The organism is Desulforhopalus sp. IMCC35007 (assembly GCF_005116575.1).
Lineage (GTDB): Bacteria > Desulfobacterota > Desulfobulbia > Desulfobulbales > Desulfocapsaceae > Desulforhopalus_A.
This window is the reverse complement of sequence record NZ_SWCN01000029.1, coordinates 1-25595: the sequence shown is the minus strand read 5'-3', so window position 1 is coordinate 25595 and position 25595 is coordinate 1. Positions and strand designations below refer to the sequence as shown.

The 25595-nt window shown below is 47.7% G+C and carries 22 protein-coding genes and 1 pseudogene; 3 read left to right on the top strand and 20 right to left on the bottom strand.

What is annotated here, in order from left to right; all coding sequences use genetic code 11:
- Nucleotides 1-66: 66 nt before the first annotated feature.
- The 17 genes from murB to FCL48_RS21590 all read right to left on the bottom strand — a co-directional run bounded on the left by murB (nucleotide 67) and on the right by FCL48_RS21590 (nucleotide 19303).
- A complete protein-coding gene (gene murB / locus FCL48_RS21670) occupies nucleotides 67-993 on the bottom strand; it encodes a UDP-N-acetylmuramate dehydrogenase (RefSeq protein ID WP_136875611.1) in 927 nt (308 codons plus the stop codon).
- Entirely contained in the window at nucleotides 990-2381 is a 1392-nt protein-coding gene (gene murC, locus FCL48_RS21665; RefSeq protein ID WP_136875609.1) for a UDP-N-acetylmuramate--L-alanine ligase, read from the bottom strand. The genes murB and murC overlap by 4 nt, the downstream gene beginning before the upstream one ends.
- The gene (gene murG, locus FCL48_RS21660) at nucleotides 2381-3505 is read right to left on the bottom strand and encodes an undecaprenyldiphospho-muramoylpentapeptide beta-N-acetylglucosaminyltransferase (RefSeq protein WP_136875607.1); all 1125 of its coding nucleotides are present in this window, start codon (nucleotides 3503-3505) and stop codon (nucleotides 2381-2383) included. Before murG ends, murC begins: the two co-directional genes overlap by 1 nt.
- On the bottom strand, nucleotides 3492-4877 hold the full coding sequence (murD, locus tag FCL48_RS21655) for a UDP-N-acetylmuramoyl-L-alanine--D-glutamate ligase (RefSeq protein ID WP_136875605.1): 1386 nt from the start codon (nucleotides 4875-4877) through the stop codon (nucleotides 3492-3494). The genes murG and murD overlap by 14 nt, the downstream gene beginning before the upstream one ends.
- Nucleotides 4877-5956: a phospho-N-acetylmuramoyl-pentapeptide-transferase gene (gene mraY, locus FCL48_RS21650; protein ID WP_136875603.1), complete on the bottom strand. Its 1080-nt coding sequence runs from the start codon at nucleotides 5954-5956 to the stop codon at nucleotides 4877-4879. Before mraY ends, murD begins: the two co-directional genes overlap by 1 nt.
- 90 nt (nucleotides 5957-6046) lie before the next feature.
- Entirely contained in the window at nucleotides 6047-9091 is a 3045-nt protein-coding gene (locus FCL48_RS21645; protein WP_136875601.1) for a UDP-N-acetylmuramoyl-L-alanyl-D-glutamate--2,6-diaminopimelate ligase, read from the bottom strand.
- A gap of 49 nt (nucleotides 9092-9140) precedes the next feature.
- A complete protein-coding gene (locus FCL48_RS21640; protein ID WP_136875599.1) occupies nucleotides 9141-11015 on the bottom strand; it encodes a PASTA domain-containing protein in 1875 nt (624 codons plus the stop codon).
- A gap of 8 nt (nucleotides 11016-11023) precedes the next feature.
- Nucleotides 11024-11419 (bottom strand): hypothetical protein, encoded by a 396-nt coding sequence (locus FCL48_RS21635; protein ID WP_136875597.1) that lies wholly within the window; start codon nucleotides 11417-11419, stop codon nucleotides 11024-11026.
- Between the two features lie 18 nt (nucleotides 11420-11437).
- Entirely contained in the window at nucleotides 11438-12331 is an 894-nt protein-coding gene (rsmH, locus tag FCL48_RS21630) for a 16S rRNA (cytosine(1402)-N(4))-methyltransferase RsmH (RefSeq protein ID WP_136875595.1), read from the bottom strand.
- Nucleotides 12331-12777 (bottom strand): division/cell wall cluster transcriptional repressor MraZ, encoded by a 447-nt coding sequence (locus FCL48_RS21625; RefSeq protein WP_136875593.1) that lies wholly within the window; start codon nucleotides 12775-12777, stop codon nucleotides 12331-12333. The genes rsmH and FCL48_RS21625 overlap by 1 nt, the downstream gene beginning before the upstream one ends.
- Before the next feature lie 459 nt (nucleotides 12778-13236).
- Nucleotides 13237-14064 (bottom strand): 3-methyl-2-oxobutanoate hydroxymethyltransferase, encoded by an 828-nt coding sequence (panB, locus tag FCL48_RS21620; RefSeq protein WP_136875590.1) that lies wholly within the window; start codon nucleotides 14062-14064, stop codon nucleotides 13237-13239.
- A gap of 130 nt (nucleotides 14065-14194) precedes the next feature.
- On the bottom strand, nucleotides 14195-15250 hold the full coding sequence (gene ruvB / locus FCL48_RS21615; protein ID WP_136875588.1) for a Holliday junction branch migration DNA helicase RuvB: 1056 nt from the start codon (nucleotides 15248-15250) through the stop codon (nucleotides 14195-14197).
- On the bottom strand, nucleotides 15247-15867 hold the full coding sequence (ruvA, locus tag FCL48_RS21610; protein WP_136875586.1) for a Holliday junction branch migration protein RuvA: 621 nt from the start codon (nucleotides 15865-15867) through the stop codon (nucleotides 15247-15249). Before ruvA ends, ruvB begins: the two co-directional genes overlap by 4 nt.
- 6 nt (nucleotides 15868-15873) lie before the next feature.
- The gene (gene ruvC / locus FCL48_RS21605; protein ID WP_136875585.1) at nucleotides 15874-16347 is read right to left on the bottom strand and encodes a crossover junction endodeoxyribonuclease RuvC; all 474 of its coding nucleotides are present in this window, start codon (nucleotides 16345-16347) and stop codon (nucleotides 15874-15876) included.
- A gap of 7 nt (nucleotides 16348-16354) precedes the next feature.
- Nucleotides 16355-17107 (bottom strand): YebC/PmpR family DNA-binding transcriptional regulator, encoded by a 753-nt coding sequence (locus tag FCL48_RS21600; protein ID WP_136875583.1) that lies wholly within the window; start codon nucleotides 17105-17107, stop codon nucleotides 16355-16357.
- Between the two features lie 58 nt (nucleotides 17108-17165).
- The gene (locus FCL48_RS21595; RefSeq protein ID WP_136875581.1) at nucleotides 17166-17768 is read right to left on the bottom strand and encodes an RlmE family RNA methyltransferase; all 603 of its coding nucleotides are present in this window, start codon (nucleotides 17766-17768) and stop codon (nucleotides 17166-17168) included.
- A gap of 59 nt (nucleotides 17769-17827) precedes the next feature.
- Nucleotides 17828-19303, bottom strand: a complete 1476-nt coding sequence (locus FCL48_RS21590) for a CCA tRNA nucleotidyltransferase (RefSeq protein WP_136875579.1) — start codon at nucleotides 19301-19303, stop codon at nucleotides 17828-17830.
- Between the two features lie 161 nt (nucleotides 19304-19464).
- On the opposite strand from FCL48_RS21590, the gene FCL48_RS21585 reads away from it, so the two are divergent.
- Entirely contained in the window at nucleotides 19465-20418 is a 954-nt protein-coding gene (locus FCL48_RS21585; RefSeq protein ID WP_136875577.1) for a tRNA-dihydrouridine synthase family protein, read from the top strand.
- A 48-nt stretch (nucleotides 20419-20466) separates the two neighbouring features.
- Here the strand turns inward: FCL48_RS21585 and FCL48_RS21580 are convergent, their stop codons facing one another.
- Together FCL48_RS21580 and recN are read right to left on the bottom strand one after the other, a co-directional pair.
- Nucleotides 20467-21513, bottom strand: a complete 1047-nt coding sequence (locus FCL48_RS21580) for a thiamine biosynthesis protein (protein WP_136875575.1) — start codon at nucleotides 21511-21513, stop codon at nucleotides 20467-20469.
- On the bottom strand, nucleotides 21510-23198 hold the full coding sequence (recN, locus tag FCL48_RS21575; RefSeq protein WP_136875572.1) for a DNA repair protein RecN: 1689 nt from the start codon (nucleotides 23196-23198) through the stop codon (nucleotides 21510-21512). Before recN ends, FCL48_RS21580 begins: the two co-directional genes overlap by 4 nt.
- 150 nt (nucleotides 23199-23348) lie before the next feature.
- Between recN and FCL48_RS21570 the strand changes: the two genes are divergently transcribed.
- Complete coding sequence (locus tag FCL48_RS21570; protein WP_136875570.1) at nucleotides 23349-23852, top strand: metal-dependent transcriptional regulator; 504 nt, start codon at nucleotides 23349-23351, stop codon at nucleotides 23850-23852.
- 26 nt (nucleotides 23853-23878) lie between these two features.
- On the opposite strand, the pseudogene FCL48_RS21565 reads toward FCL48_RS21570, so the two are convergent.
- Nucleotides 23879-24055, bottom strand: a pseudogene (locus FCL48_RS21565) (Rdx family protein); the annotation flags it as partial.
- A gap of 195 nt (nucleotides 24056-24250) precedes the next feature.
- On the opposite strand from FCL48_RS21565, the gene FCL48_RS21560 reads away from it, so the two are divergent.
- Nucleotides 24251-25435 (top strand): deoxyguanosinetriphosphate triphosphohydrolase family protein, encoded by a 1185-nt coding sequence (locus FCL48_RS21560; RefSeq protein ID WP_136875566.1) that lies wholly within the window; start codon nucleotides 24251-24253, stop codon nucleotides 25433-25435.
- Nucleotides 25436-25595 lie beyond the last annotated feature (160 nt).

The window sequence follows — 25595 nt, the reverse complement described above, 5'->3', positions numbered from 1 at the left end:
ACTGGCACTTTGGAACAAGTTCTGGTTCATTATAGTACCTTACAGATTGAATTCCTGCTGGGTAGTTTAGATGATCTGTATTTCCGGCTCAAGAGTAAAACCAAAACGTTTTTTCACTTCCTGGGACACAATATCCGCAAGTTGAAGTACATCCGCAGCCGTTGCCTGCTTGGTATTAATGATAAAATTTGCATGCTTTTCGGAAACCATCGCACCACCAACCGCTCTCCCTTTCAGTCCACAGGCTTCTATCAATCTTCCTGCACTGTCACCAGCCGGATTTTTAAAAAAGGACCCTCCACTGGGATGCTTATGAGGATGGAGTAGGTTTCTTTTTTGCAAAAGGTCATCAAGTTTTTCTCTGATGGCCCCAGAATCACCTGGCCGAAGTTTGAGGCCCACATCCACTATAACTGCCCGACCAATATAGGACTGAAAACCTGGCCATTTTCTATAGCAAAAATCAAGGGATTCTGCGGTAAGTTTTTCGTAACCGTCTATGGTGACCAGGCCGACATCTGTCACAAGCTGAGACATCTCCCCGCCCCAGGCACCAGCATTCATGAAAACCGCACCACCCAAACTTCCAGGAATTCCATAACTGAACTCCGCTCCCGTCAGGCCCATCCTGCAACAGTGTGTATTGAGTCTGGTTACACTACATCCTGCTCCGACAGACAACCTGAAGATATCCTCTCCAATCTGCTCAGGCGTGCCGATCCTGGTAAAACTCCCCTTTAATACAATAACTACTCCACGGTACCCAGCATCACTCACCAGCAGGTTACTTCCCTTACCTATCACTCTCCAGGGGAGAGAAGCCCCCCGCAATAATTCCAGCAGGGAGATGAGCATTTCTTTATTTTGAACAGATACCAGGGCGTCTGCAGGGCCACCTATGGCAAAGGAGGTGTATGGTGCAAGCCTGCTGGCAAACCGAACCTCTCCGCAGGAGATGTCTTCTAGTCTTTTGCGAAGATCGGGAGTTATCATATTACATCCAAAGGTCCATCAAGGAGTTCAAGGAGTTCTTCCCCGACCCTGACAATATTGCCTGCTCCAAGGCTCAGCACCAGATCCCCCTCTTTTATTATTGGCAAAAGATTGCGTGCCATGGCTCCGACATCAGCCAGATAGTGTGCATACCGCTGCCCATGTTGCCGGGTGGCTTCGAGGAGCGTCTCACTGGACACCCCCTCAATGGGCGCCTCTGAAGCAGCATAGATATCACACATAACCAGGACATCTGCCTTGTGAAAGCAGGTTTGAAAGTCCTTAAACAAAGCTTTGGTCCTCGAATAACGATGGGGCTGAAAAAGGACGACGAGTCTTTTTTCAGGCCATGCCTGCTTTATTGCGTCGAGAGTTGCTTTGATTTCCGTAGGATGATGGCCGTAATCATCAACGACGGTAATTCCTTTTTTCTCCCCTTTCTTCTCCATTCTTCGCTGGACGCCAGCAAAACCTTCAAGGCCTGTTTTGATCTGAGCAAAACCGAGCTCGAGTTCCAGTCCAACACAAACTGCAGCAAGTGCATTGTACACATTATGAATGCCGGGAGGAGTAATTGACAGCTCACCAAGCTCACCTGTACTGTTTTTGACAACAAACTGAACCCGACCTTCCCGCCAGATAATTTTTTCGGCAAAAATATCAGCCTGGGGCGTTAAACCATAGGTCAGGGTCCTTTTTTTGATCTGCGGAAGAATATCCGCAATATTAACATCATCGAGACAAAGAATTGCCGCTCCGTAAAAAGGAATCTTGTCGATAAACTGGAGAAAAGTGTCCTTTATATGTTCAATATCATTATAATAATCAAGATGTTCCAGATCAATGTTTGTGACAACCTCTACCACGGGAGAGAGTTTCAGAAATGATCCGTCACTTTCATCTGCTTCTGCAACCAGAAACTCACCCTGGCCAAGTTTTGCATTCCCCCCAAGGGCATCGACTTTACCACCGATAACTATGGTCGGGTCAAGACCCGCTGAGGCAAGCATGGAGCTGACCATGGATGTCGTTGAAGTTTTACCATGGCTGCCCGCTATCGCAATTCCATATTTTTTAAGACGCATCAACTCTGCAAGCATCTCAGCTCTCATGATAACCGGTATCGCCTCAGCATTGGCTTGAACGACCTCGGGATTATCCTTTGAGATGGCCGATGAGGTCACCACAACATTTGCACCTTTAACCCATCTTTCATCGTGGCCTTTAAAAACTGTTCCGCCCAGCTTGACGAGCTTATCGGTAATCGGTGACAGGTATAGATCAGAGCCGGATACGGTGTATCCCAGGTTTAACAGCAGTTCTGCAATACCGCTCATCCCGATACCACCAATCCCGACAAAATGAATATGTTTGTTTTTCCGGTACATTATCTGCGACCCTTTATTTGCTCCAGACAGCATGCGACAATACGTTCAGGCGCATCCGGAAACGATAATTTTTTCATTGCAGCGGACATATTCATGAGTTTTGTCTCATCAAACAACAGCTCTGCCACGACATCTCCAAGTTTTTTGGCAGTGAGCGATTTCTGTTGAAATTGCAGGGCGCCTCCTCCTAAAACATAGTATTGACCGTTTTTTTCCTGATGATTATCTGCCGCATAGGGGTACGGTATTAAAATAGCAGGTTTGCCTAGAACAGACAATTCTGCAAGTGTCGTCGCCCCGGCCCTGGATACCACCAGATCAGCCTGGCTGTACACAAGCTCCATCTTCCTGAAAAAAGGTTCAACGACAGCTTCAACACCACAAGCCTTGTAAGCATCCCTTACTCCATCCACATCTTTATCACCGACCTGGTGGATAATTTTGACAGAGCCTATACGCTCTGCGCCAAGTAAGGCAATAGCTGAAGGAAGTATCTCGTTAATAGCCTTTGCTCCCTGACTTCCCCCGAGAATAAGAATGGTCCGTTTTTCTCCTCGAGCTTTAGTCCTTTGTCCTGCAAGAGCCCTGATATCGGAGCGAACTGGATTTCCGGTATAGACTATTTTGCCCTGATCAAAATGATCACCGCTTCCAGGTAGCGATAGACAGATTTTATTGACGATTGCCCCGAGTTTTCTATTGGCAAGACCGGGTACAGAATTTTGTTCGTGGATCACAGCGGGAATCCCCATGGATTTTCCAGCGGAAACGACCGGCCCCGTCACATAACCACCGACACCTAAGATTACGTCCGGTCTGAACTCCTTGATAATTCGCAATGCCTGCAGATATGCCCTTGGAAGGGTTACGATGGCTTTGATCAGCTGAACAATATTTTTGCCCTTCACCCCGTGACAATCAATGGTCTTACTCTCGTAACCATAGTTCAGAAGAGAGGCTGTATCAACTTTTCTCTTGGTTCCGACAAAAAGCACCGTTGTCCCAGGGAACTGCTTTTGAAACTCCTGGGCCGTCGCCACTGCAGGAAAAAGATGGCCTCCTGTTCCTCCACCAGTCAGCAGGAGACGTATATTGTTTCCTCTGGTCAACTCAGCAACCTCCATGCATTTGTCTCTGACTGTTAAGTTCCTGCACTGCGGCCTTAAAAACATTACCTCTGTGACCATAACTGTTAAACATGTCAAAACTTGCACATGCCGGAGAAAGTAACACCGTTTCTCCGGCAGCAGCAGCAGCAAAAGCCTTGCTCACGGCCTCTTCCATTGTTTTCGCCTGCAGACATACCGTGACGTCAGCAAGGCTCTCTCGTATTTCTTCCGCCGTTTCCCCTATGAGGACCACGGTATGCACTTTTTCCGCAACACTTTTTCTTAAAAGACGGTAATCATCACCTTTACCACGCCCCCCTGCAATAAGAACCACACCCTGGGGCATTTTCTCCAATGCTCCAACAACGGCGCCGGTATTAGTGGCTTTGGAATCATTGACAAAGGACACCTCGCGATGCTTTGCGACAAACTCAAGACGGTGTGGCAGAGTGCGAAATAACCGAAAACCTTTGTCAATTTGTGGTTGGGTCAGTCCCAATCGCCTCAGAGCCAGAAATGCAGCCGCAAAATTATAAGCGGCAAAGCCTCCTGAATCTGCAAATTCATAGAGAAAATCTTCTCGGTTTCCAGTATCTGTTGCAAGCCTGAACATCCTATCGGTGATTTGCAGTGAGCAATCATCAGAGGTACTGAACCGCTCCACCTTTACACCTTTAGGGACAACAACCTGTCCGCAGTACGGATCATCTCCATTTATAACCGCAAGCTGCCCCACCGACTGCTTTGAAAATACCATCTCTTTTGCGGCAATGTAACCTGCCATGGATTCGTGACGGTCAAGATGATCTGGTGTAACATTGAGCAGGATTGCTATATCCGGGGCAAAGTCGCCTGAGGCTTCGAGCTGAAAACTTGATACTTCAACAACAACAACATCATAGGAATCACTGGCAAGACAATATTCATACAGTGGTGTACCTATATTTCCTCCGACAAAAACCTTCTTGCCATTTGCGGCAAGGACTTCTCCTATGAGAGTGGTGACTGTGGTTTTTCCATTGGTACCCGTAACAGCCACCACGGGAACATTAAACTCATGAGCGACAACGGCAAGTTCTCCCGCGATTACCACTCCGACCTGTCGAAGGGATGCATATAACGGTCCTCTCAGGTCCACCCCAGGACTTGGCAACAGCACCTTACTCTGTACAATGAAGTCGAAACTGTGCCCCCCAGCCTCCCATTCCAGCGCATGTTCCTGTATAAACTGGCTCTCATCCAGCAAAAAACGCTCCTCAGACCTTGCATCAGAGACTCTAACCTTAGCCCCTCTTGCCAGACAGTATCTGACAGCGGCTTTGCCGGTAACTCCAAGACCGAGGATACAAACAGATTGCCCAGGATATATGAGTTCTTTATCTGCCATCAACGTAACTTCAATGTCGCCAGAGCCAGAAGCCCCAGAATTATAGAAACAATCCAAAATCTGACCACAACCTTGGATTCATGCCAGCCCTTTTTCTCATAGTGATGATGAAAAGGTGCCATTAAAAATATTCGCTTCCCTTTTGTCCACTTAAAATAACCAACCTGCAAAATAACAGATATCGCCTCCATCACAAAAACACCTCCAACTATGGCAAGGAGAAATTCCTGCTTGATAATGATGGCAATAGCACCTAAAGCACCGCCAAGAGCCAGGGAACCGACGTCTCCCATAAACATCTGGGCTGGAAAGGCATTGAACCATAAAAACCCAAGGCAGGCACCAAAGATTGTGCCGCAAAATATTGCCAGCTCTCCACTGCCCGCCACGTATGGCAACTGTAGATAATCAGAAAGTACCATATTTCCGGCAAGATAAGAAAACATCAGATAGACCGCCGTGGTGACGATAGTGGGGCCTGCTGCCAGGCCGTCAAGCCCGTCTGTGAGATTTACCGCATTTGAGGCGCCGACAATTACAATAACAGCAAAAACCACATAGAACACCCCAAGGTCAGGTCTGAAATTTTTAAGAAAAGGAAGACTCAAGTGGCCATCAAAACCTGGATGTATATAGATAAAAAGTCCTACCACAGAGGCTCCGGCAATCTGCAGGATCAGTTTTCCCCTGGCGCTTAATCCAGCCGAACTTTTCTTTGTAATCTTTTTCAGGTCATCAATTGAACCAATACAACCATAAAACAGGGTGACAAAGAGGCTCAACCAGACAAGAGGGTTATCAAGCCTTGCCCAGAGAACCGTCCCTACGGTTATGGCCGCCAGAATGAGTAGCCCTCCCATGGTAGGCACTCCCTGCTTGGCCAGATGTGTTGCCGGCCCATCATCACGCACAACCTGACCAATCTGGAAATGGCGCATGGTACGGATAAATATGGGTCCGAGCAAAAGCATTATGATAAAAGCCGTCACGGCTCCACCAATGGTCCGCAGGGTTATGTAGCGAAAGACATTGAAGCCACTAAAGCTTGTATGCAATGGATAGAGAAGATGATACAACATAGTTTGATTTCATACCTGTTTTTTAACTCCCAGAGGGTATACCTCGGAGATTTTTCTACGACAGTGAAGATTGCGCCATGGAGAAGCGTCTCACTGTTTAAATGTATCGACCATGGTTTCAAAACGTAGTCCACGGGATGCCTTAAAGAGGACAAGATCGCCATCGCCCAACTGTTTTGCTGCGATGAGGCCATGAAGATATTTTTCAACCTCGCTCTTGTCTTTTACGCTCAGAATCAAATTTCTAGCCCCACCGTTTTCTGTCATTCCTTTTACTATTTCTTCTCCCCATTCCCCACAAAAAACAACAAAGTCCAATCCTAAATCTGCAGCGCACTTGCCAATCTGGTAATGCGCCTTTGCCGATTCATCACCTAACTCGAGCATATCACCGATCACTGCGATCTTTTTGCCTGAGCCAATCTGTACAAGGGCTCGCAAGCCTGCCTCCATTGAAGAGGGGTTGGCGTTATAGGTATCATTGAGAATTTGAAAACCAAACTTTGAAGCCACAAGTTGCATGCGCTTATCAGGGGCTCGAAAATCGGCAAGACCAAGGGCAATCTCATCTATTGAGCAGCCCGCAGCAATGGCAGTCGCTGTGGCACAGAGTGCATTGATGACATTGTGCGTACCCGCAATATAAAGATGTATCTCCTTTTGCAGGTCATGGCAGTGCAGGGTGAAAGTCAGTGCACCTCCATCAATCAAGCGGATATCAGAAGCATATACATCCGGCACAAGGCCTTCAACCAGGCATCGAACACCAAAGGTAATTTTCTTTTGTCTGTATTTCTCTGATCGTTTTGTGATTCTTGTATCATCCAGATTTACGATAAGTGTACCGGTTTCTTTTGTTGCCTGAAAAAGTTCCTCTTTGGCGTCAGCCACTCCTTCTATGGAGTGAAGACCCAAGAGATGCGCTCCATGGATATTGGTGATACAGCTGATATCCGGATCCGCTATTTGAGCCAGTCTTTTGATTTCTCCCGGCACATTCATTCCCATTTCAAGCACTGCAGCCCTGTGATTCACACTGAGCGGTAAAAGTGAAAGAGGCAAACCGATCAGGTTATTGAAATTTCCTTCGGTTTTCAATACACAATTTTCCGGGTAGTTTTCGCCCTCAGGATATCTACGCTTGAGAATTGCGGCAATCATTTCTTTTACAGTGGTTTTGCCACAACTGCCGGTAAGACCGATTACCGGTAGATTGTTCTCCGATACGACTCTTTTTCTTCGGTAAGCGGCTAAATCTCCCAAGGCTTTCAGGGTATCAGTGACTATAATCTGCGTGATTTCGGAGTTTTCGTCAAGTACCGGATGATTGAGGATAAGACATTGTGCACCATTATTGGCAGCCTGGCTGGCGTAATCATGAGCGTCATGATTATCCCCCTGAAGTGCCACAAAGATACCTTTTGTGGTTTTCAACCGACTGTCTGTCACCACCGGACCAAGGAGGCGATCACTCTTCGTCCCCGAGAAACATTTACCCGAAACAGCATCTAAGATATGGGGTACAGTCCAGGAAAACAGAGCATCTTTTGCCTGCATACTGTCATCAAAATACTTTTTCCCTTTAATGGTCAGTTGGTACGGCTCATGCCCTTTTCCGGCAATAACCACAATATCACCTGCAGTCGCTGTTCTTACAGCGGTTTCAATAGCCTTATGTCTGTCACGTATCACCACACAGCCGCTTTCATTTTCAGTTCTCGTCATAAGCCAGTCAACCGGACGTATTACGCTGCCTGCAGACCTCACGCCTTCCAGAACCTGACTTACTATAAAATCAGGGTCTTCAGTTCTCGGATTATCATCCGTTATAATTGAGACATCACAGGTTCCAGCACCAATGGCTCCCATCAAAGGCCGTTTTCCTTTATCCCGGTCTCCACCGCAACCAAAAACCCCGTAAAGCTCCTTATGAGGCAGCTCCTTTGCTGTGGACAGAACCTTTTCCAGTGCATCCGGCGTATGTGCATAATCCACAAAAACTGTCGGCCCCGCAATTCCCCACGATTTTGTAAATATACGCTGCAGACGGCCCGGTGCCCCGGCAGTTTTGGCTACAGCTGAACACATTACCTTATCAGCCACTCCCAGAGCGCGGCACAGCCCCATGGCGACCATAATATTTTCGATATTATAGTATCCAACAAGCCGGGTATTGACCGAGACCGTATCCCCAAAGATATCCAGATGGAGCGTCGTTTCTTCCAGTGATGAATGGTGAGACAGTAATCTGATTTCTGCAGTTTCCGCAGTTCCCCAGCGGATGACATCTATGCCCAAATCTACACAGCACTGATGAAGCTGTGTAACCATTTCAGCCACCTCACCTTCATGCACTATTGCAGGAATGACCGCCGTCGCTTCAGCCTCCAGGTGTTGCCTGAACAGAAGCATTTTTGCCTGAAAATACTCAGCCATATTCCTGTGGTAGTCCAGATGATCCCTTGAAAGGTTGGTGAAAGCGGCGGCTCTGAATTTCAGGGTTCCCACCCTAGCCTGGGCTAGGGCATGGGAGGAAACCTCCATAACCACATTTTCAATGCCTGCGTCAACCATTTCTGCGAGAAGCTGTTGCAGAAGAAAAGGTTCCGGGGTTGTGAAACGGGTTGGTAGAATAGTCGTCAGCCCACCCGAGGTAGTATATCGGTTGTTGACTGTACCGATAACACCGACACTTTTCCCGGCCTCTTTGAGTATATCTTCAACGATGTAGGTAACAGTGGTTTTACCGTTAGTCCCTGTCACCGCGGCGAATGTGAGTTTTGTCGCAGGCTTGTCAAAAAAATTGGCAGCAATACTGGCATACGCCTTGTGGCTGTTCTCAACCTCGAGAAAGATGACTTCCGGATATGAACGTGAAGCTTCTTCTAAACGACCTGTTACCCCAAGGACGACTCTGGCACCACCACCAATAGCGCTGTTGATAAAACTATGTCCATCCGCGCCAGACCCTTGCAGGGCAACAAACAGGAAACCAGGCCTAACCTGCCTTGAATCAGAAGTAATCCCGTTAACACGTACTGCACTATTTTTTTGTGCATCGGTATTCAGCATCCCAGTACAAGGCACACCGGAAAGCAACGATGCGATACTGTGTTCTCTATGAGTTATTGTCATCAGACTCTACCTGCAAAATAAGTTTGCTGTTTACTGCAATGAACTGAAGTTACTTCTTTGACGTGCCTTCAGACAATTTGTCGATACTGAGGTCTTCCTGGCTCTCAAGTACTAACTTGCATTCCATATTGTCCTTAAGTGGGGTCCCTGGCGGAGGAGACTGATGTACGATTCTCCCCGTTCCTTCTATACTGATTACTATTGGAGAGCCTTCGAGTAAACGCAACCCTTTTCTCAAACTCAGGCCAACCAGATCTGGCATTGCTCCCGGAATCGAGATTATTTTTGCGGAAGTCTCTCCAGGTTCTTCAAAGGATTCTTCAGGGCTCTGCCCCTGAAAATTCCCTATTCTCAGCTGTTCAGGCTCCAGGACATCAGCTACGGTTGAGGAAATTTGCTGAAGCACCGATATCCGCTCAACCTTCTCATCAATGATTTCTTCAACCCGACGACTCTTGGTCTCTTGTTCCTCAACAGTTTCCGGATTACGCTGAACGACAAGCAGCAGATTTAACTCATGGCTGTCCGCAGGAATGGTAACGAAAGTGAGTTCATTTACCAGATATTGTTGCAATTCCCCAGCAGAATCTGTGGTGAGAAGAACACTATCATGCAAATAAAGTGAGGAGGAGTCTTCTTTCACCGCCATGCTTTCAAAGAGTTTTCTCACTTCAGGCAGAGGCTTGTGGGGAAAGCTGTCAACATAGCCCTCATCGGCGGTCATCCCTTCAAGCAGCACTTCTTCGCCACTTTCAATATCAAGAATTTTTTTTACAACGAAGGGGGAACGATCGCTCACCCCATTTAAAAGAACGGAATACCCGGCAAGCAGACTCATGGGTGTAGTGGATTCCGGGATCAAACCAAAAGAAATATCACTTTCTCCCAGCCGTTGGCTCTTTTTTACGATTTTGCCGGAGGACGTCTTGGTTGCAAAAAAATCTGTTCTTGCCTTATCCCCAAGCTTCAACCACTCCCAGAGACGCAACTGACCACCAAGACTCCCCGCTTCCTCAATCAGGCTCCAGGGCAGCTGCCCCCTACTATTATCTGCCATTTCATACAGGACAGCGCTTTCACGTAAAAACAGCCGGAAGGTATCGGGCAAAAACACCGGGGTAAAAAAAATGTTTTCTATGGCTCTCTGTGTATATTTGGTAAAGCTGTTCGGGTCGAATCCCGGATACTGGGCTCCACCAATAAGCTCCCCTGTACCACTCTCGATCACATAGGCAGCCGCCTTGAGCACTTCTTGGTTTTCGCCAATTGCTGCAACAAGATCTTCCAGAATTTTTTGAATTTTCAGATCAATTGTTAAAACAAGATCCTGCGTATTACTGAGAGGTTTTTGTGCTACCTGTTGCTGGTTTTTTCTGGTGGCAAGAAGACGATCATAGTAATATTCGACACCTGAGAGACCTATGCCGTCTTCGACATAACCTATCAGATGGGCGGCGTCTTTACCGTTGGGATAGTATCTCTTCTCTTCTTTTTGCAGATGGATACCCGGGAGGTCAAGATCTTTGATTTTCAGCTCCTGCTCCAGGCTGATGTCTTTAGCAACCCAGAGCCGGAGTACACCACTTTCTAATTGCCCTTTGAGCTTGTCGCCATCAATGGATAATATCGAGGCAAGCGAACTCGCGGTATCTGCAATAGAATCAATCTCACGGGTTCTGACATAAACAGCCACCCGCTCCATGGTAACGGCCAGCTGTTTAAGATTTCTATCGTAGATAGTCCCCCGGTCAAGGGCATTTTCAGCAAATTTTTTCTTCGCCTGGGATAACATTTCCCCAAACTGAGACGATAAATGATAGTGCTGTTCACACTGATAGAAGAAAACACAAAGCAGCCCAAGAAAAAAAATCAGCTTGCGGTTCTTTCTTGTCTTCTGAACCCGAAGCCTTGACTGCTTGGTCATATCAACGGTTAACGATAATCAAAAGTGCCAAACTGGCGATTAAAGACTCCAACCTGCCCGCGTTTCACTTCTGCCAGACCTAATTTCTCAGCTGCAAGATTTTTAACGCTAAGTTCAGATCCTAAAATCGCCTTTTCAGCAAGCAATTCTACGTTTTCCGTCTCCAGGAACCGGGTGGCCACACTCATCTCTGTGATTGAATGATCCATAGAGCTTATAGCTGAACTACACAACACGTTTAATATGAGGAGTACCGGAAGGATCCAGATAACAATTTTCCCAGCCTGCTTCCACTCAGCCAGCCTGGCAGCAAGGTTTAGCCCTTTGCGGGATCTCACATGCTGTCGAACACCTATTTTTACGGTTGAACGCGTATAGGACCCTAAGCTGTTATAATTTTCCATATTTCCCCCTCCATCTGACTATTTTTTCTCAGCAACCCTCAGTCGTGCACTGCGCGAGCGTGGGTTACCTGCTACTTCCTCTTCTGTGGGCAAAACCGGTTTACCGGTCAGCACCGTAAGAAATTCATTGTCTCTAAATTTTCGCTTTACTATCCTGTCTTCCAGTGAGTGAAAGGATATCACACAGAATCTGGCTCCCGGTTTGAGGTATTGCACACCGTCGTCCAGAATTTTTCCTAGATTTTCAAGCTCTGTGTTCACTGCAATGCGCAGTGCCTGAAACACCTTGGTTGCAACGTGGATTCTTTTTGGGTGAAATCGTTTTGGCACAGCCCTGGCAACAACCCCCACCAGTTGTTTGGTTGTCTCAATTTTTTCAGTTTTCCGATGGGCAACTATAGCTGCCGCAATTGGTCTTGCCTGCCGCTCTTCACCATAATAGAAGAAGATGTCAGCCAATTCTTCTTCGGATGCCGTCTGAAGGATTGAACCTGCAGTTACACTCCTGCGGCCATCCATACGCATATCAAGAAGTTCATCCTGCTGGAAACTAAAACCCCTATTGCCCATATCCAGCTGCAGAGAAGAAAGGCCAACGTCTATCATCATCCCGTCAACCTGCTCAATACCGACACTGTCAAGCCCTGCACTGATCTCAGCGAAATTACGGCGTTGAATCTGTAGCCGATCCTTAAACCCCTGCAATCTCTCTGTCGCTTTTGCTAGAGCATTCTCATCCCAGTCAAAGGCAATGACTTTTCCATCGGGCGCAGATAACTGCAGAATCCTTTCCGTATGCCCTCCCAGACCTAAGGTACCATCAACATAGGTCTTGCCACTGGTCGGAAGAAGATACGCCATACATTCATTGAGAAGCACCGAGGTATGAATCTTTTCTACGGGATGGATCATCAGAGTATTCCCAGTTTTGCAAGATTCGCCTTATGATTTTCAAAGCCCTCTCTTGTGGTCGCCGTTTCTCGGTACCACGCGTCTTTGTCCCAGATCTCGATCCAGTCAAGCATTCCGGTTAAAACCACTTCTTTATCAAGATTTACATCGGTTCTGAGATCGGGTGGAAGACGGATTCGCCCCTGTTTATCCAGTACACATTCACTCACACCACCAACAACATAGCGGACAAAGCTCCCAAGCTCTCCACCATGGGTCAGCAATTTCGTCTCAAGAATTTCCCATTCTGCAAGGGGGTAGGCACGGAGATGATCTTTCCAGGGCGCTATCATAAGGATGTCCGACCCGAGTTCACGCAGCACATCGCGAAAACGAGTGGGGAGATTTAATCGCCCCTTCGCATCCAAGATATGCTCTGTTCTGCTTCGGAATCTACTTTGCCCCATGACACCCCTTTTAAAACTACTCTAAACCATTCTGCCCCACTTTGCACCACCATACTCCTTTTTATATCAGTTCGAATCGTAGTGTCAAGAAAAAAATAGCCGCAACTTCAGGACGATAGGCAGAGAGAGAGGATATGGTAAACTTACCACATGTTGTAGGTTAACTGCGTCGACACACACAACATAGTGTATTATTCAAAGAAAACAGATAAATATACCCTAGCTATAAATAGGTTTGACTATTGAGAATACTTCTGTATTTTCAATACATTCACGTATAATGAAAAAAAGATAAAAAAATAGACAAAATGAGGGATGGTGCAAAGTGGGGCAAAAGGATGGTGTAAAGTGGGGCGAAGGAATGAGTCCTGAAAAGCACTAAGGCGAACTGAGTGGTTTCAGTTCGCCCGGTTGGTCTCTATTACTCTTATTTTGGATATATGCGCTTCTGCAGCCGTTCTAGTCAAGCAAGGTATTGTAATCTGTCTGACTGGTAAAGCTATGCTCTATACCCGGATAGCTTCCCTTCTTCACCTCTTGTCCATATGTGCGAATCGATTCTTTAATGAGCGGCGAGAGATCGGCAAACTTTTTCACAAATTTTGGCGTAAACTTCTCAAACATTCCAAGTAAATCATGGGTTACCAGCACCTGCCCGTCACAATGGACGCCAGCCCCAATGCCAACTGTCGGCATGGTCAGGGAAGCACTGATAACCTTGGCGAGGGTGTCAGGGACACATTCTAAAATAATACTAAAGGCTCCAGCTGCTTCAAGGGCCTTTGCTTCTGCCAAAAGTCTCCTGGCGTCTTCAATCCCTTTGCCTTGTACTTTATAGCCTCCAAGCTGACTTGCCGTCTGGGGGGTAAGGCCAATATGGGCCATGACGGGAATCCCCGCACCTACCAGAGCCTCCACGATACCGCAGACATTCAGGCCGCCTTCGAGTTTGATCGCATCACAATCGGCTTCTTTTAAAAATCGCAGGCCATTGTTAATCGCATCCCGCACACCGGTCTGATATGAACCGTAGGGCAGATCCCCCACGATAAAACTCTCCGGCGCACCACGGCGAACCGCTTTTGCATGATGAATCATCTCATCCATGGTAACGGGAACAGTTGAGTCATAACCGAGCATGACCATGCCAAGAGAATCTCCAACAAGAAGCATATCAACATCACACCCGGAAAGAAGACGAGCCATTGACGCATCATAGGCGGTCAACATGGCAATCTTCTCCCCCCTGCTCTTCATTGATCTGATTTCCGCAAGTGATTTACGCATGAGCTCCTCGCATACCTAAAATGGATCTTAGAAATTCAGGTTTAGTCTTTTCACTCAATACTGTGAAAACAACTTCCTTTGACAATTCTCTAAAACTTGCCGACCATAAGAAAACCTTTCAATCGCTTGTTCACTCATCAAAAAGTGACTGCTGAACTGCAGCCCGACGGGGCACTTTCCGTTTAAAATGTTCATAGGCCACCGCTGTTGCCACCCTGCCGCGTGGCGTTCGCTTTATAAAGCCTGATTGAATGAGAAACGGTTCGTACACATCTTCAAGGGTGTTTTTTTCTTCGCAGACTACCGTTGCCAGGGTCTCAAGTCCAATGGGCCCGCCTTCAAACTTGTCTATGATGGTCAACATGATCCGCCGGTCCATGTCATCGAGACCAAATTGATCAACACCAAGCATGTTCAGAGCATCGTCGGCGACCTTCTTGTTGATAATTTTGTTACCTGCAACCTCGGCAAAATCCCTCACCCTCCTCAGCAGACGATTAGCAATCCGAGGAGTTCCTCTGGAACGCCGCCCCAATTCCAGGGCACCACTGTCGTCTATCTGCATGCCTAAAATTCTGCCTGAACGCTGGACAATCGTAACAAGCTCTTCCGCTGAATAAAATTCGAGCCGCAGTATGACACCAAATCGATCCCGCAGAGGCGGTGTCAACAAACCTGTCCGGGTTGTAGCCCCAACAAGGGTGAAACGGGGCAGATCCATCTTCACGGAGCGGGCTCCTGGCCCCTGGCCGATGATAAGATCGAGCTGGTAATCCTCCATGGCGGGATAGAGCACTTCTTCCACGGCATGATTCAGGCGATGGATTTCATCAATAAAAAGGACATCACCCTCCTGCAGACTGGTGAGAATAGCGGCCAGATCTCCCTGTTTTTCGATAACAGGCCCAGAGGTTACCTTAATCCCTGCCCCCATCTCACTGGCGATAATATAAGACAACGTTGTCTTGCCAAGACCAGGGAAACCATGAAAAAGAACATGATCAAGGGGCTCGCCGCGACCGCGGGCCGCCTGGATAAAGATGGAGAGACTTCTTCTAACCTGCTCCTGACCGATATACTCATCAAGACTCTTCGGCCTCAGCGAATTGTCGTTGCCCGGCTCTCGAGCCTGAATTTCGGGACTTACAAGTCTGCTTTCTGCGCTAATATCTTCTTCAATATTCATGCAAGTGACCTCAGTGCCAGACGAATAAGATCTTCAACCTTGAGTTTTGCAAATTCTTCGTCACCAACCTGCTTTTTCACTGCTGAAAGTGCTGATTGAGCCACACTATCAGGATAACCAAGGTTTGATAAAGCTGAAAGTGCATCGGAGACCTCAGAGCCACCCTGAAGAGTTACCGGAGCGGTAATGCCCACGGCTCCTCCACCATAGGCCAGGTGTCCCACTTTTTCCTTGAGATCGACACAGATACGCTCGGCAGTTCTCTTCCCCACCCCCGGAAGAGTGGTCAACCGCTTTATATCTCCCGCACTGATGGCCTGACAGATATCGGCGACCTTCAACCCGGACAATATTGACAAGGCAAGCTTTGGACCGATACCGGATACCGTTTTCAGTATGAGAAAAAGCTCCTTTTCCTCTTCTTCCAGAAATCCATAGAGGGTAATGGCATCCTCCCTCACATTGGTGTGAATAAAAAGAAAGACCTGCTCATTTTTTTCTGGCATCCGGGCAATGGCATCCGTGGTGACGATCGTCTCATAGCCGACACCCCCGACATCAATCACGGCACGATCGGTTGTTTTATACAGAACTTTTCCGCTCAGGGTGGCAATCATATTGATTCAGAGGTTGAGTTGATTGGCGTGACAAATAGCCACTGCAAGGGCATCGGATGCATCGGAACTCGGGGTGCCGGAGAGGTTCAGTAACATCCGGACCATGTGCTGCATCTGGCCTTTTTCCGCCTGCCCATAGCCGCTTACCGCCTGCTTGATCGTCCGCGGGGTGTAGTCAAAGACCTGCATACCGTTTTGCATGGCAGCAACAATTGCAGCCCCACGGGCTTGACCAAGTTTTAAGGCAGAGCGGGGGTTGTCCGCCAAAAAAACATCTTCCACAGCAGTAACGACAGGGTTATGAACCTGGATCACTTCATTTATACCATCAAAAATCTCGTTCAGCCTGAAGTTGAGCGGGTATTTAACAGTGGTCTTCACCACCCCGCAGGCAACAAAATATAAGCGCCCTCTATCCGCCTCGATAACGCCATAACCTGTGACCCGGCTCCCTGGATCTATACCTAAAATCCGCTCCACTCAAATCCTACTGAGACAACAATTCCATCAGATCATCATCAATATCAAAATTTGCATAGACATTTTGCACATCATCATGATCCTCCAGACTGTCCATCAGCTTCATCAGGGATTTGCCGATCTTTTCATCCGTCACTTCGACCGTATTTTGCGGAACCATGGAAATATTGGCCTCCAGCACAACGACACCCGCTCCTTCCAGTGCTTCCCGAACATCATTAAAGTCTTCCGGTGCGGAAAAAATCTGGAACTCGCTTTCCTCTTCAACGACGTCTTCGGCGCCAGCTTCCAGCGCCATATCCATAAGCTCTTCTTCGGTAATTCCTTCTTTACCTACCAGAAAAAGACCTTTTTTATCAAACATCCAGCCAACACAACCTGTTTCTCCAAGGTTACCGTTATTTTTGGAGAAATAGTGACGGACATCCGCAACGGTTCGGTTACGGTTATCGGTCAGACACTCCACGAGAACTGCTACACCGCCGGGGCCGTAGCCCTCATACATAATTTCATCGTACACTTCGCCTGCAATTTCACCGGTACCTTTTTTGATCGCCCTGGTGATATTGTCCTTTGGCATATTCTCAGATTTGGCCGTGGCAATGGCAGAGCGTAGACGCGGATTCCCTTCGGGATCACCACCACCGCTCCTTGCGGCCACGGTTATTTCCTTGATCAGACGGGTAAAAACTTTCCCGCGCTTTGCATCGATAGCGCCTTTTTTTCTCTTAATTGTTGACCACTTAGAATGTCCTGACATATATCACACCCATTTTTATTTATTATTCATGTAACAAATTTTCTACTTTTGTAACCAACTAACAACGTTTTTTGAACTCCATTCCCAACAGAAAGACTTCACGACTCTCTACCCGCGAACTTTTCGGTTTTAAGACCTTGACCATTGTGAACCGCTTTTTCACATCTTCAACAAATTGAGGGAAATCTTCACCCTGGAACACCTTACAGAGATAATGCCCGTTATTCAGTAGCAGTTCTTCAGTAAGAGACAGTGTATGTCGGACAAGATTGAGTGACTGCTGGGCATCCGCCCACTTGCTCCCGGTTGTCTTTGGCGCCAGATCGGAGACAAGAACTTTGAATGCCGGCCTGAATTTCCGTACAGCCACCAGCAGTTCCGGTTCCATGATATCCTGACAGAGCCAGTGAATCGGGGCACCATTTTGCCTTGGGCTCTTATCCGCCTGCTGAAGATCCACCCCTACGACGATCCCTCTTGGCCCAATCACCTCGGAGGCAAACAGAGACCAGCTCCCGGGGTAACATCCCAGATCCAGCACGCTATCCCCATATTTCAAGAACTTATACTTCTGCTGAACCTCTTCAATCTTATATACGGAGCGGGCCGGGTAATTTTCTTTTTTTGCTTTTTTCGAATAGTAGTCGTTTATTTTACGCACGTTTTAGTCCATTTATTTTTCTTTGACAAGACGAAAACCGGGATCGACCTGCCAGCGGGTTATTCCCGTATCTGACGATCACCTTCAGACTGAAGAAACTCTTTAATCCATTGAAGAGCGCCCGCTTTATCGTTCACGCTGCCATCCACCCGGGCTATTTCCAGCTCACTCATGATGCGGCCAAAAAGTGGGCCTGGGGTCAGTCCAAATTCCACAATAAGATCGTTGCCTGTGATAAGCTTTGGCCCCTTTACAACCGGCTCAATGGTTTCAATGTATATTTTCTGAACCTCAGCAAAGAGGTGAGACAGTTCCTCTTCCATTTGCTGTGGCTTTTTCTCTCCTTCACTGGCCAGACTGTCTGCCATGGCAAGAAGAAACAGGCCTGCGAGCTTTTCTCCCGCCCGCTGACTCAGTTTCAGGGCCGCTCTTGGAGACAGTTCTTCACTCCTTTGAACATTACACAGATGAAAGGGGTGCATATGCATGCCGATCAAGTCACCGACAAGCTCGGTATCCACGTGGCTCCACTTCGATTTTCTGGCATATGATTGAAAGATCTTTTTCCCGGATTCATCATGACCATAAAAGGTCACTCTGCCATCTTTATCCTCTCGAACAGCTCTGGTTTTGGGCTTTCCCACATCGTGCATGAGAGCCGCCCACTTCAGCCCTCTGACCACCTGAGGATTGTCAAGATATTCAAGGAACAGTTGCCCGTGGGCAGGGTAATAATTCTCGGGTGCAGCTATAATTTTCTCCATCATCTTTAACGCGAGAAAACTGTGGCCCAGTACGTCAAGATGATGAAACTCGGGCTGTTCCACCCCGTCGCCTGCATAGAGTTCCGGCAATAACAGTGGCAGCAGCCCATCTTCGGCCATCAGTTCCAGGGTCTGCGATGTTCTGGAGGACTGGAAAATAGCCTGTAACTCATGACAGATTCTCTCCACTGCAACCGAGGTGATACCACTTGCACAGCGGGTCACATCCATTCTGGTCTGTTTCTCCAGCTCAAAGCCAAAGACGGCACAGAGCCGGTATCCACGGATGAGTCGCACAGGATCGTCAACAAAGGCACGGGGAAGAGATCTGACGACACCCTTTTGCAGATCAGCCCGGCCTCCTGTTGGATCGATGAGGGAAAGTTCATTTTTTATAACAAGCCCTGCAAGATCTGCTGCCATGGCATTTACAGTAAAATCTCTCAGATGTAAATCTTCTTCAATGCTTACAGCGCCACCACGATAAGAAGAAAAGTCCACCTGCTCCCCATCCGCCACAACCCTGACCGCAGGTTCATCCCCTTCTGCCAGAGCAACAATAGTGCCGGTGCCGAGCTCTTCACACAAAAACGCTGCACAACGATATGGGTCGTTTGCAACGGTAATATCCAGATCATTTGAGATTCTTTCAAGCAGATAGTCCCGTACCGTCCCGCCTACCAGGTAGAGTGGCTGCGCCGTTCTCAGCCCCACTCTCACAAGAGCGTCGAGCAGGTGAGGTGAATAATTTGCACTGAGGAGAAATCCCATATTAAATCAACTCTGTTGCACAGTAACTTTTATACCAGTTTTTCTCTCGACGTTTCCAAAGCAGAGTAACCATTGACGCACCACAACATAACTACTATAACCAGAAACCCCAAAGGATACCAGACCACATTCGTTCAACCGGCATTGCCATTTCAACCAATATGCAGACAGAATCCCTATCACCTTATATTTATCTGGCCCCCTTACGCGGCCTCACCGATGCCCTCTTCAGAGAGGTTCTTTTTAAACATTTCAAAGGGTTCGACGCCGCAGTAGCGCCATTTATCAACCCCCAGGGAGCCTCCGCCTACGATGACAAAATGCTCAGTGATGTGTTGCCCGAAAACAATCGCGGGGTAACAATCATCCCCCAGCTGCTCAACACCCACCCGGATCACTTTCTCCTGCTCGCCAAAAGACTCACAGATATTGGCTACACCCACATCAACTGGAATCTTGGCTGTCCGGCACCCATGATTGCCAAGAAAAAGAGAGGCTCGGGTCTGCTCCCCTACCCCGACGAAATTATCAATCTCCTGGAAAAAGTCATGCCTCAGCTGGAAATTGAACTGTCCATCAAGACAAGACTTGGATACTTCGACCAGTCCGAGATAGAACACCTGCTCCCACGACTTGCCGACTTTCCTTTGAAAGAAATCATTATCCATGCACGCCTTGGCAAACAACTCTACAAAGGTACAACCTCACCCTCAGGCTTTCGCCAGTGTCTGAGGCTCAGCCCGCATACTCTCACCTATAACGGGGATGTAAACGATCTGGCCACCTACAACGAGCTGAACCAGACCTTACCAGAAATAAACCGCTGGATGCTGGGCAGAGGGGCACTTGGCAACCCTCTCATCGCTGAAGAGATTAAAGGTATTTGCACAGACACCGATACAGAAAAGAAGGTGCGGCTGCAAAAATTCCACGAGGAACTCCTCGACCGCTATAAGATAAGACTCTCTGGCGCAAGCCATATTCTCGGCCGCCTGAAGCAGCTCTGGGCCCGTTTGATTTATTTTTTCACCGGGAAAGAAAAACTGCTCAAGAAAATTCTAAAAAGCCGTACTCTGGAGACCTATCAGGAAGCGGTGGATCAGGTTTTTTCTTAAAGTTTACCGGGTCAATGATGCAGACATGCACCCCAAAACAAACAGCATTTACTGCAAGACCCAATCCCTGTAGGCATCACCCTGCATGGGTTCCGTCACCATAACACTCGTGCCAGAGGCGCTCACACAGGTGACTTCTCTGGTTGTCATATGCTCCGGCAATTTTCTTCCATATCGCACCACTAGAGATGCAGCAATAGCAAGATCTCTTTGTCTTGCCGCCTCATCTGCATACTGGTCAACTTTCTTTAACACCGCCGTAGGCCCCGGCCAGTCTTCCATACGCAACATCGCATCTCCGGCCTGAACAAGTCTTTCCAGCCGCTCATTGTCCTGTGCATCACGCCCCAGAATCAACCATCCGCCACCTGGAAGAAGCAGTTGCCTCCCAACCAGCAAACCACGCACATCCAACACAGAGACCTGGGCGGCTTCTAAAATCGACTGGTCCGAGTAGAGCTGCTTGATGCGTCTACTGAGTATCGGATCAGCAAGAATACAGCCACCCGCCGGGGTGGGATAGTCGCGAATACCAAATTCTTTTGCAAGAGCAATCTGAGCAGAACGGCCCCGCCCGCTCATTCTAAGCAGCTTGCTCCGATCCACCCAACCTCTTAGCTCTGGCTCTGTTTCTTTCATAAGTTGCGCACACAGTGGCCGAAGCAAAAGAGACTTGGTCTCGGAATCCCGCTCAATCACATTCATCGTATCCCGGCGCTGTGACATGGGACGCTGTCCGAGCACTTCACCCGAGATAAGAAAAGAGGCTCCGCATTCATCGAGCATGGCTTTTGCTCTTTTGAACATCATTATCTTACAGTCGATGCAGGGATTGAAATTCTTGCCAAAACCATGCTCCGGGTTGTGCAGCAGCCTTAAGTAGCCCTGACTGATATCTTCTACCTGGACGCAAATCCCATATTTTTTAAGCATCAACGCTTTATGAGCGTCAACATCGGCGAGAATGTCATAATTAAAAAAGGGGGTTACAAACTGTACAGCCAACACTTCAACACCCTGAGCCATCACGACACGGGTGGCCAGGATAGAATCAAGCCCACCTGAAAACAGGGCGAGCGCTTTTATATTTTTCAACAGACTTCAACTCCTTTCGCGAGTAAATCTTTGGCCCAGGCCTGGGTCTGCTCAGTTGCCGAATCACCCGCCAGCATGCGAACAATTTCTGCCACCCGCTGGTCACTGGATAACCTGAACACCCTGGTCTGGGTCCGTCCTTCCTGCACTCCTTTTGCAACCTGGAAATGCAGATGTCCTCTTGCAGCAATCTGCGGCAAGTGGGTAATACAAAACACCTGATGGTGCGTTGCCAGTTCCTGAATCTTCCGGGAAACCGCCTCTGCGGCCTCACCCCCGATTCCGGAATCAACTTCATCAAAGATAACGGTCTCTACCATATCTTTTTTGGCCAGCAGACACTTCATTGCCAGCATCAATCTGGAGAGTTCTCCCCCCGAGGCGATTTTGGCAAGGGGTTTCGGTGACTCACCAAGGTTAGCCGAGAAATAAAACTCTCCTCGATCCCAGCCGGTAGCGCGCATCATCCCGGAAGTCTGCTCAACGTCTGTCCAATGCACAGTAAAACGGGGCCTGTCAAAAGCAAGGGAGGTCAGCTCCTTTTCCATTGCTTTCTCAAGCTTTTGGGCAGTAGCCCGTCGTTTGGCGGAAAGTGCTGCAGCCATGGCACACATCGTTTTTTCAAGGGAGAGGACTTCAGCCTCAAGGGCTGCTATCTCTTTTTCCATGTTTTCCAGCTGCTTCAGTTCGACCTCTCCACTCTCAGCAAACTCAAGAATCTGGCCGATGGTCTCCCCAAATTTTCTTTTTAACTGCTGGAGCAGATTAAGACGTTCGTTCACCTGGTCAAGGCGATAGGGGTCCGTCTCAAGAGAGTCTTTATATGCACGCAACTCCGCCACATAGTCTTCTGCCATAAAGGTAAAACCACTGATCTCTTCGGCAAGTTTGACCACCCCGGGATCAAGTTCTGCCAGCTGACTGACGTTTTGTCTGAGCTGAGTCAAGCCGTCCATTAGATCGTAGGAGAGAAGCTTATAGCTCGCTTGACTGAGATTGATAAGGGCTTGAGCATTTTTAAGACGCTTCTTTTCAGCAAGAAGCTCTTCATCTTCACCTTCCATAAGACCTGCGTCACGGATCTCAGCCACCTGAAACCGTAAAAAATCCTGTCGCTGTTCTTTTTCCCGTTCTTTTACCTTCAACCCTTCCAGACTCGCCTTTTTTTCCTGCCATTTCTGGTACTGCCCTTTTAAATGAGCGCGTTCCTCCAGATGGTCACCAATGGTATCAAGGTAATCAAGATGAAGGCTCGCCTGCAACAGCTGTTGATGGTCGTGCTGACTGGCCACATTGAGCAGTTCCTCGGTTAAGGCTGACACCGTTTTGGCCGTTGCAAATGATCCATTCACATAAAACCTGCTTCTTCCGGCCACATTAAGGATTCGCTTGATAACAAGAGAATGTTCCCGGCCAAAGCCTCCTTCATCGAGTTTATCAAGGAGTTCCGTGTGTTCAGGTCTTATTTCAAACAATGCCTCAACCTCACAATTCTCCTCCCCACTGCGAATCCAGTCCGATGAGGTCCTGCCTCCGGAGAGCAAGTGAATAGCTCGGAGCATTATAGATTTACCCGCACCGGTTTCACCGGTCATCACCACCAGACCGCCGCTAGAATTTTGTTCAAAACTCAATTCCAGCGTTTCAATCAAAGCAAGATTTTTAACTCTTAGTTCACAAAGCATCAGTTCTTTCGCCGAAAGTTATAAAAAAAGTCCCCGCTTGACTCCAATGCAAAAGGACTGTAATTTATCAGAGATTCCCGAGGCCGAATCGCGACCAGACAACTCGCCGTCCGTCCATTCTTTGTATCCTTTAATGCACAAAAGTCCAACATGAAAGAAAAAACAGACCTCAGTGCCAGCCTGGAAGATTACATAGAGGCTATCTATCATATTATAGAAGAAAAGCTCGTGGCCAGGAGTAAGGAAATCGCCGCTCGCCTCAAAGTAAGTCGCGCCTCAGTCACCGAAGCCCTCCGCGCACTCTCCAAAAAAGAGCTCATACACTACGCACCCTATGAGGCTATCACCTTAACAGAGAAAGGTAAAGAGGTCGCCGAGGACGTTATCTTTCGCCATGAAGCCCTCAAGCGATTTTTCATTGAGGTCCTTGCCATAAACCAGTCAACGGCAGAGGAAGGTGCCTGTAAAATTGAACACACAGCACCTCCTGAAATCATTGAAAGAATGATCAATTTCACTGAATTTATGCAAATTTGCCCAAGGGGTGGTGATGTGATGATCAAAGGTTTTGCCGAATACTGTAAAAGTGGCAAAACCAGTGACAGCTGCAACTCCTGCATCTCCAGTTGTGGGGAAATGCAGGATGATTCCTGACGTATTGTAACAGATAACCAATCTGTTTATCCGTTACCAATAATACCCTCTACCTCCCCATCCTCTGGGAAGCGGTTCAGCGCTTTTTTGGAGTAAATAAGGTTATTGTCTACAACAACCTCAAAGACTCCACCCTCTGAAGGGATAAGTTCCACGTTGGCAGTATATTTTTCTTTCAGCAGCGCCCCCAAACTGGAGGCTCTTGGCTCGTAGTTTCACTTAGTGCAATATTCTATTGTAACTTTCATTGTCGTATCTCACTTTCATGGGGCAGATTTTTTTGTTCAGACCTCATTACCCGTAGCCGCCACCATGCATATATTAAGGGTTTCAGGTACATTGTGTGTCTGATGACAGTAGGCATTTTAGTAATGGATATCAACTCAACGTATTAAATAATGAAAAAAATAGAACCTCCAGACAACCTTTTGCAGCGCCTCAACAAACTCAACGAAAACGAGGAAAACAGACTCAATCCACTTGCAACATTTTCCAGGAACTGCAGAAGAAGAAAAGAAGAAACGGTAACCGGCTATCGCCAAAACTTCGCCCTTGATGCAGACCGTATTCTTCACTCCCGTGCCTACAGTCGTTACATAGATAAAACCCAGGTCTTTTCACTTATCGAAAACGATCATATCACCCACCGAGTCCTCCACGTACAGCTTGTGGCCCGGGTGGCAAGAACTATCGGCAGATTCCTGCAGCTTAACGAAGATCTGATTGAGGCCATCGCCCTTGGCCACGATATCGGCCACCCGCCCTTTGGCCATGATGGTGAAAAGTTCCTCGCAGATATCTGCATTGACCATGGCCTCCCCGCCTTCCAGCATAATATCCAGTCGGTTCGATTTCTCGATAGACTCGAGCGTAAAGGCCGTGGCTGGAACCTCAGCCTCCAGGTACTCGACGGCATTCTCTGCCATGATGGTGAGGTACACTTTCAACATGTCGAGCATGTTCCCCTTGTCTCTTTTGATGCTTTTGAAGAAAAATTGAAAAATAAATCAAAAGACCCAAAACTCTCACTCTCTCCAGGGACCCTGGAAGCCTGCGTTGTCCGCATGGCCGATACCATAGCCTACATCGGCAGAGACATTGAAGACGCCATTATACTCGGGCTTATTACAAGAGAAGATATTCCTAAAGAATGTAGCAAAAAGCTCGGTAACACCAACGGCAACATTGTCTATAGTCTTGTTACCGACATTATTGAAAACAGTGAGATTTCAGGGAAACGTCCGTTTGTGGGCTTTAGTGCAGGAACTTCAGAGATTCTGCTCAGATTAAAGCGTTTCAATTACCAAAAAATCTATCTGGCGCCAGAAACAAAGACCCAAACGCCTCTCATTGCCAACTGCTACAAGGCACTTTTTGACCACTACCTGACCTGTCTTACAACAGAGCAAAAAACATTACCGGATGATGTGGACATCATGCTGGACATCCCGTCATCGCCGAGCTCGACCTACACCCCAGAAGAAAGGGTCAGAGATTTTATTTCGGGAATGACAGATGACTTTTTTATCCGGCAGGCAAAACTGATCGGCTGTGAAGTTCCTCAGAAAATGAAACACCCTTAACTCAACTTTCGGGATTAAGTTTCAGGCACTCTCAATTCACTTTTTGCGATGCCTACTGAATCAAGTGCTGTGTCCATTAACGTTGCAAAGAATATTTGGATAGTCTTCTCACAAAATGCTCCCAGTTCCTGAATCTGCTTTACAGCCAATGTTAAGACGC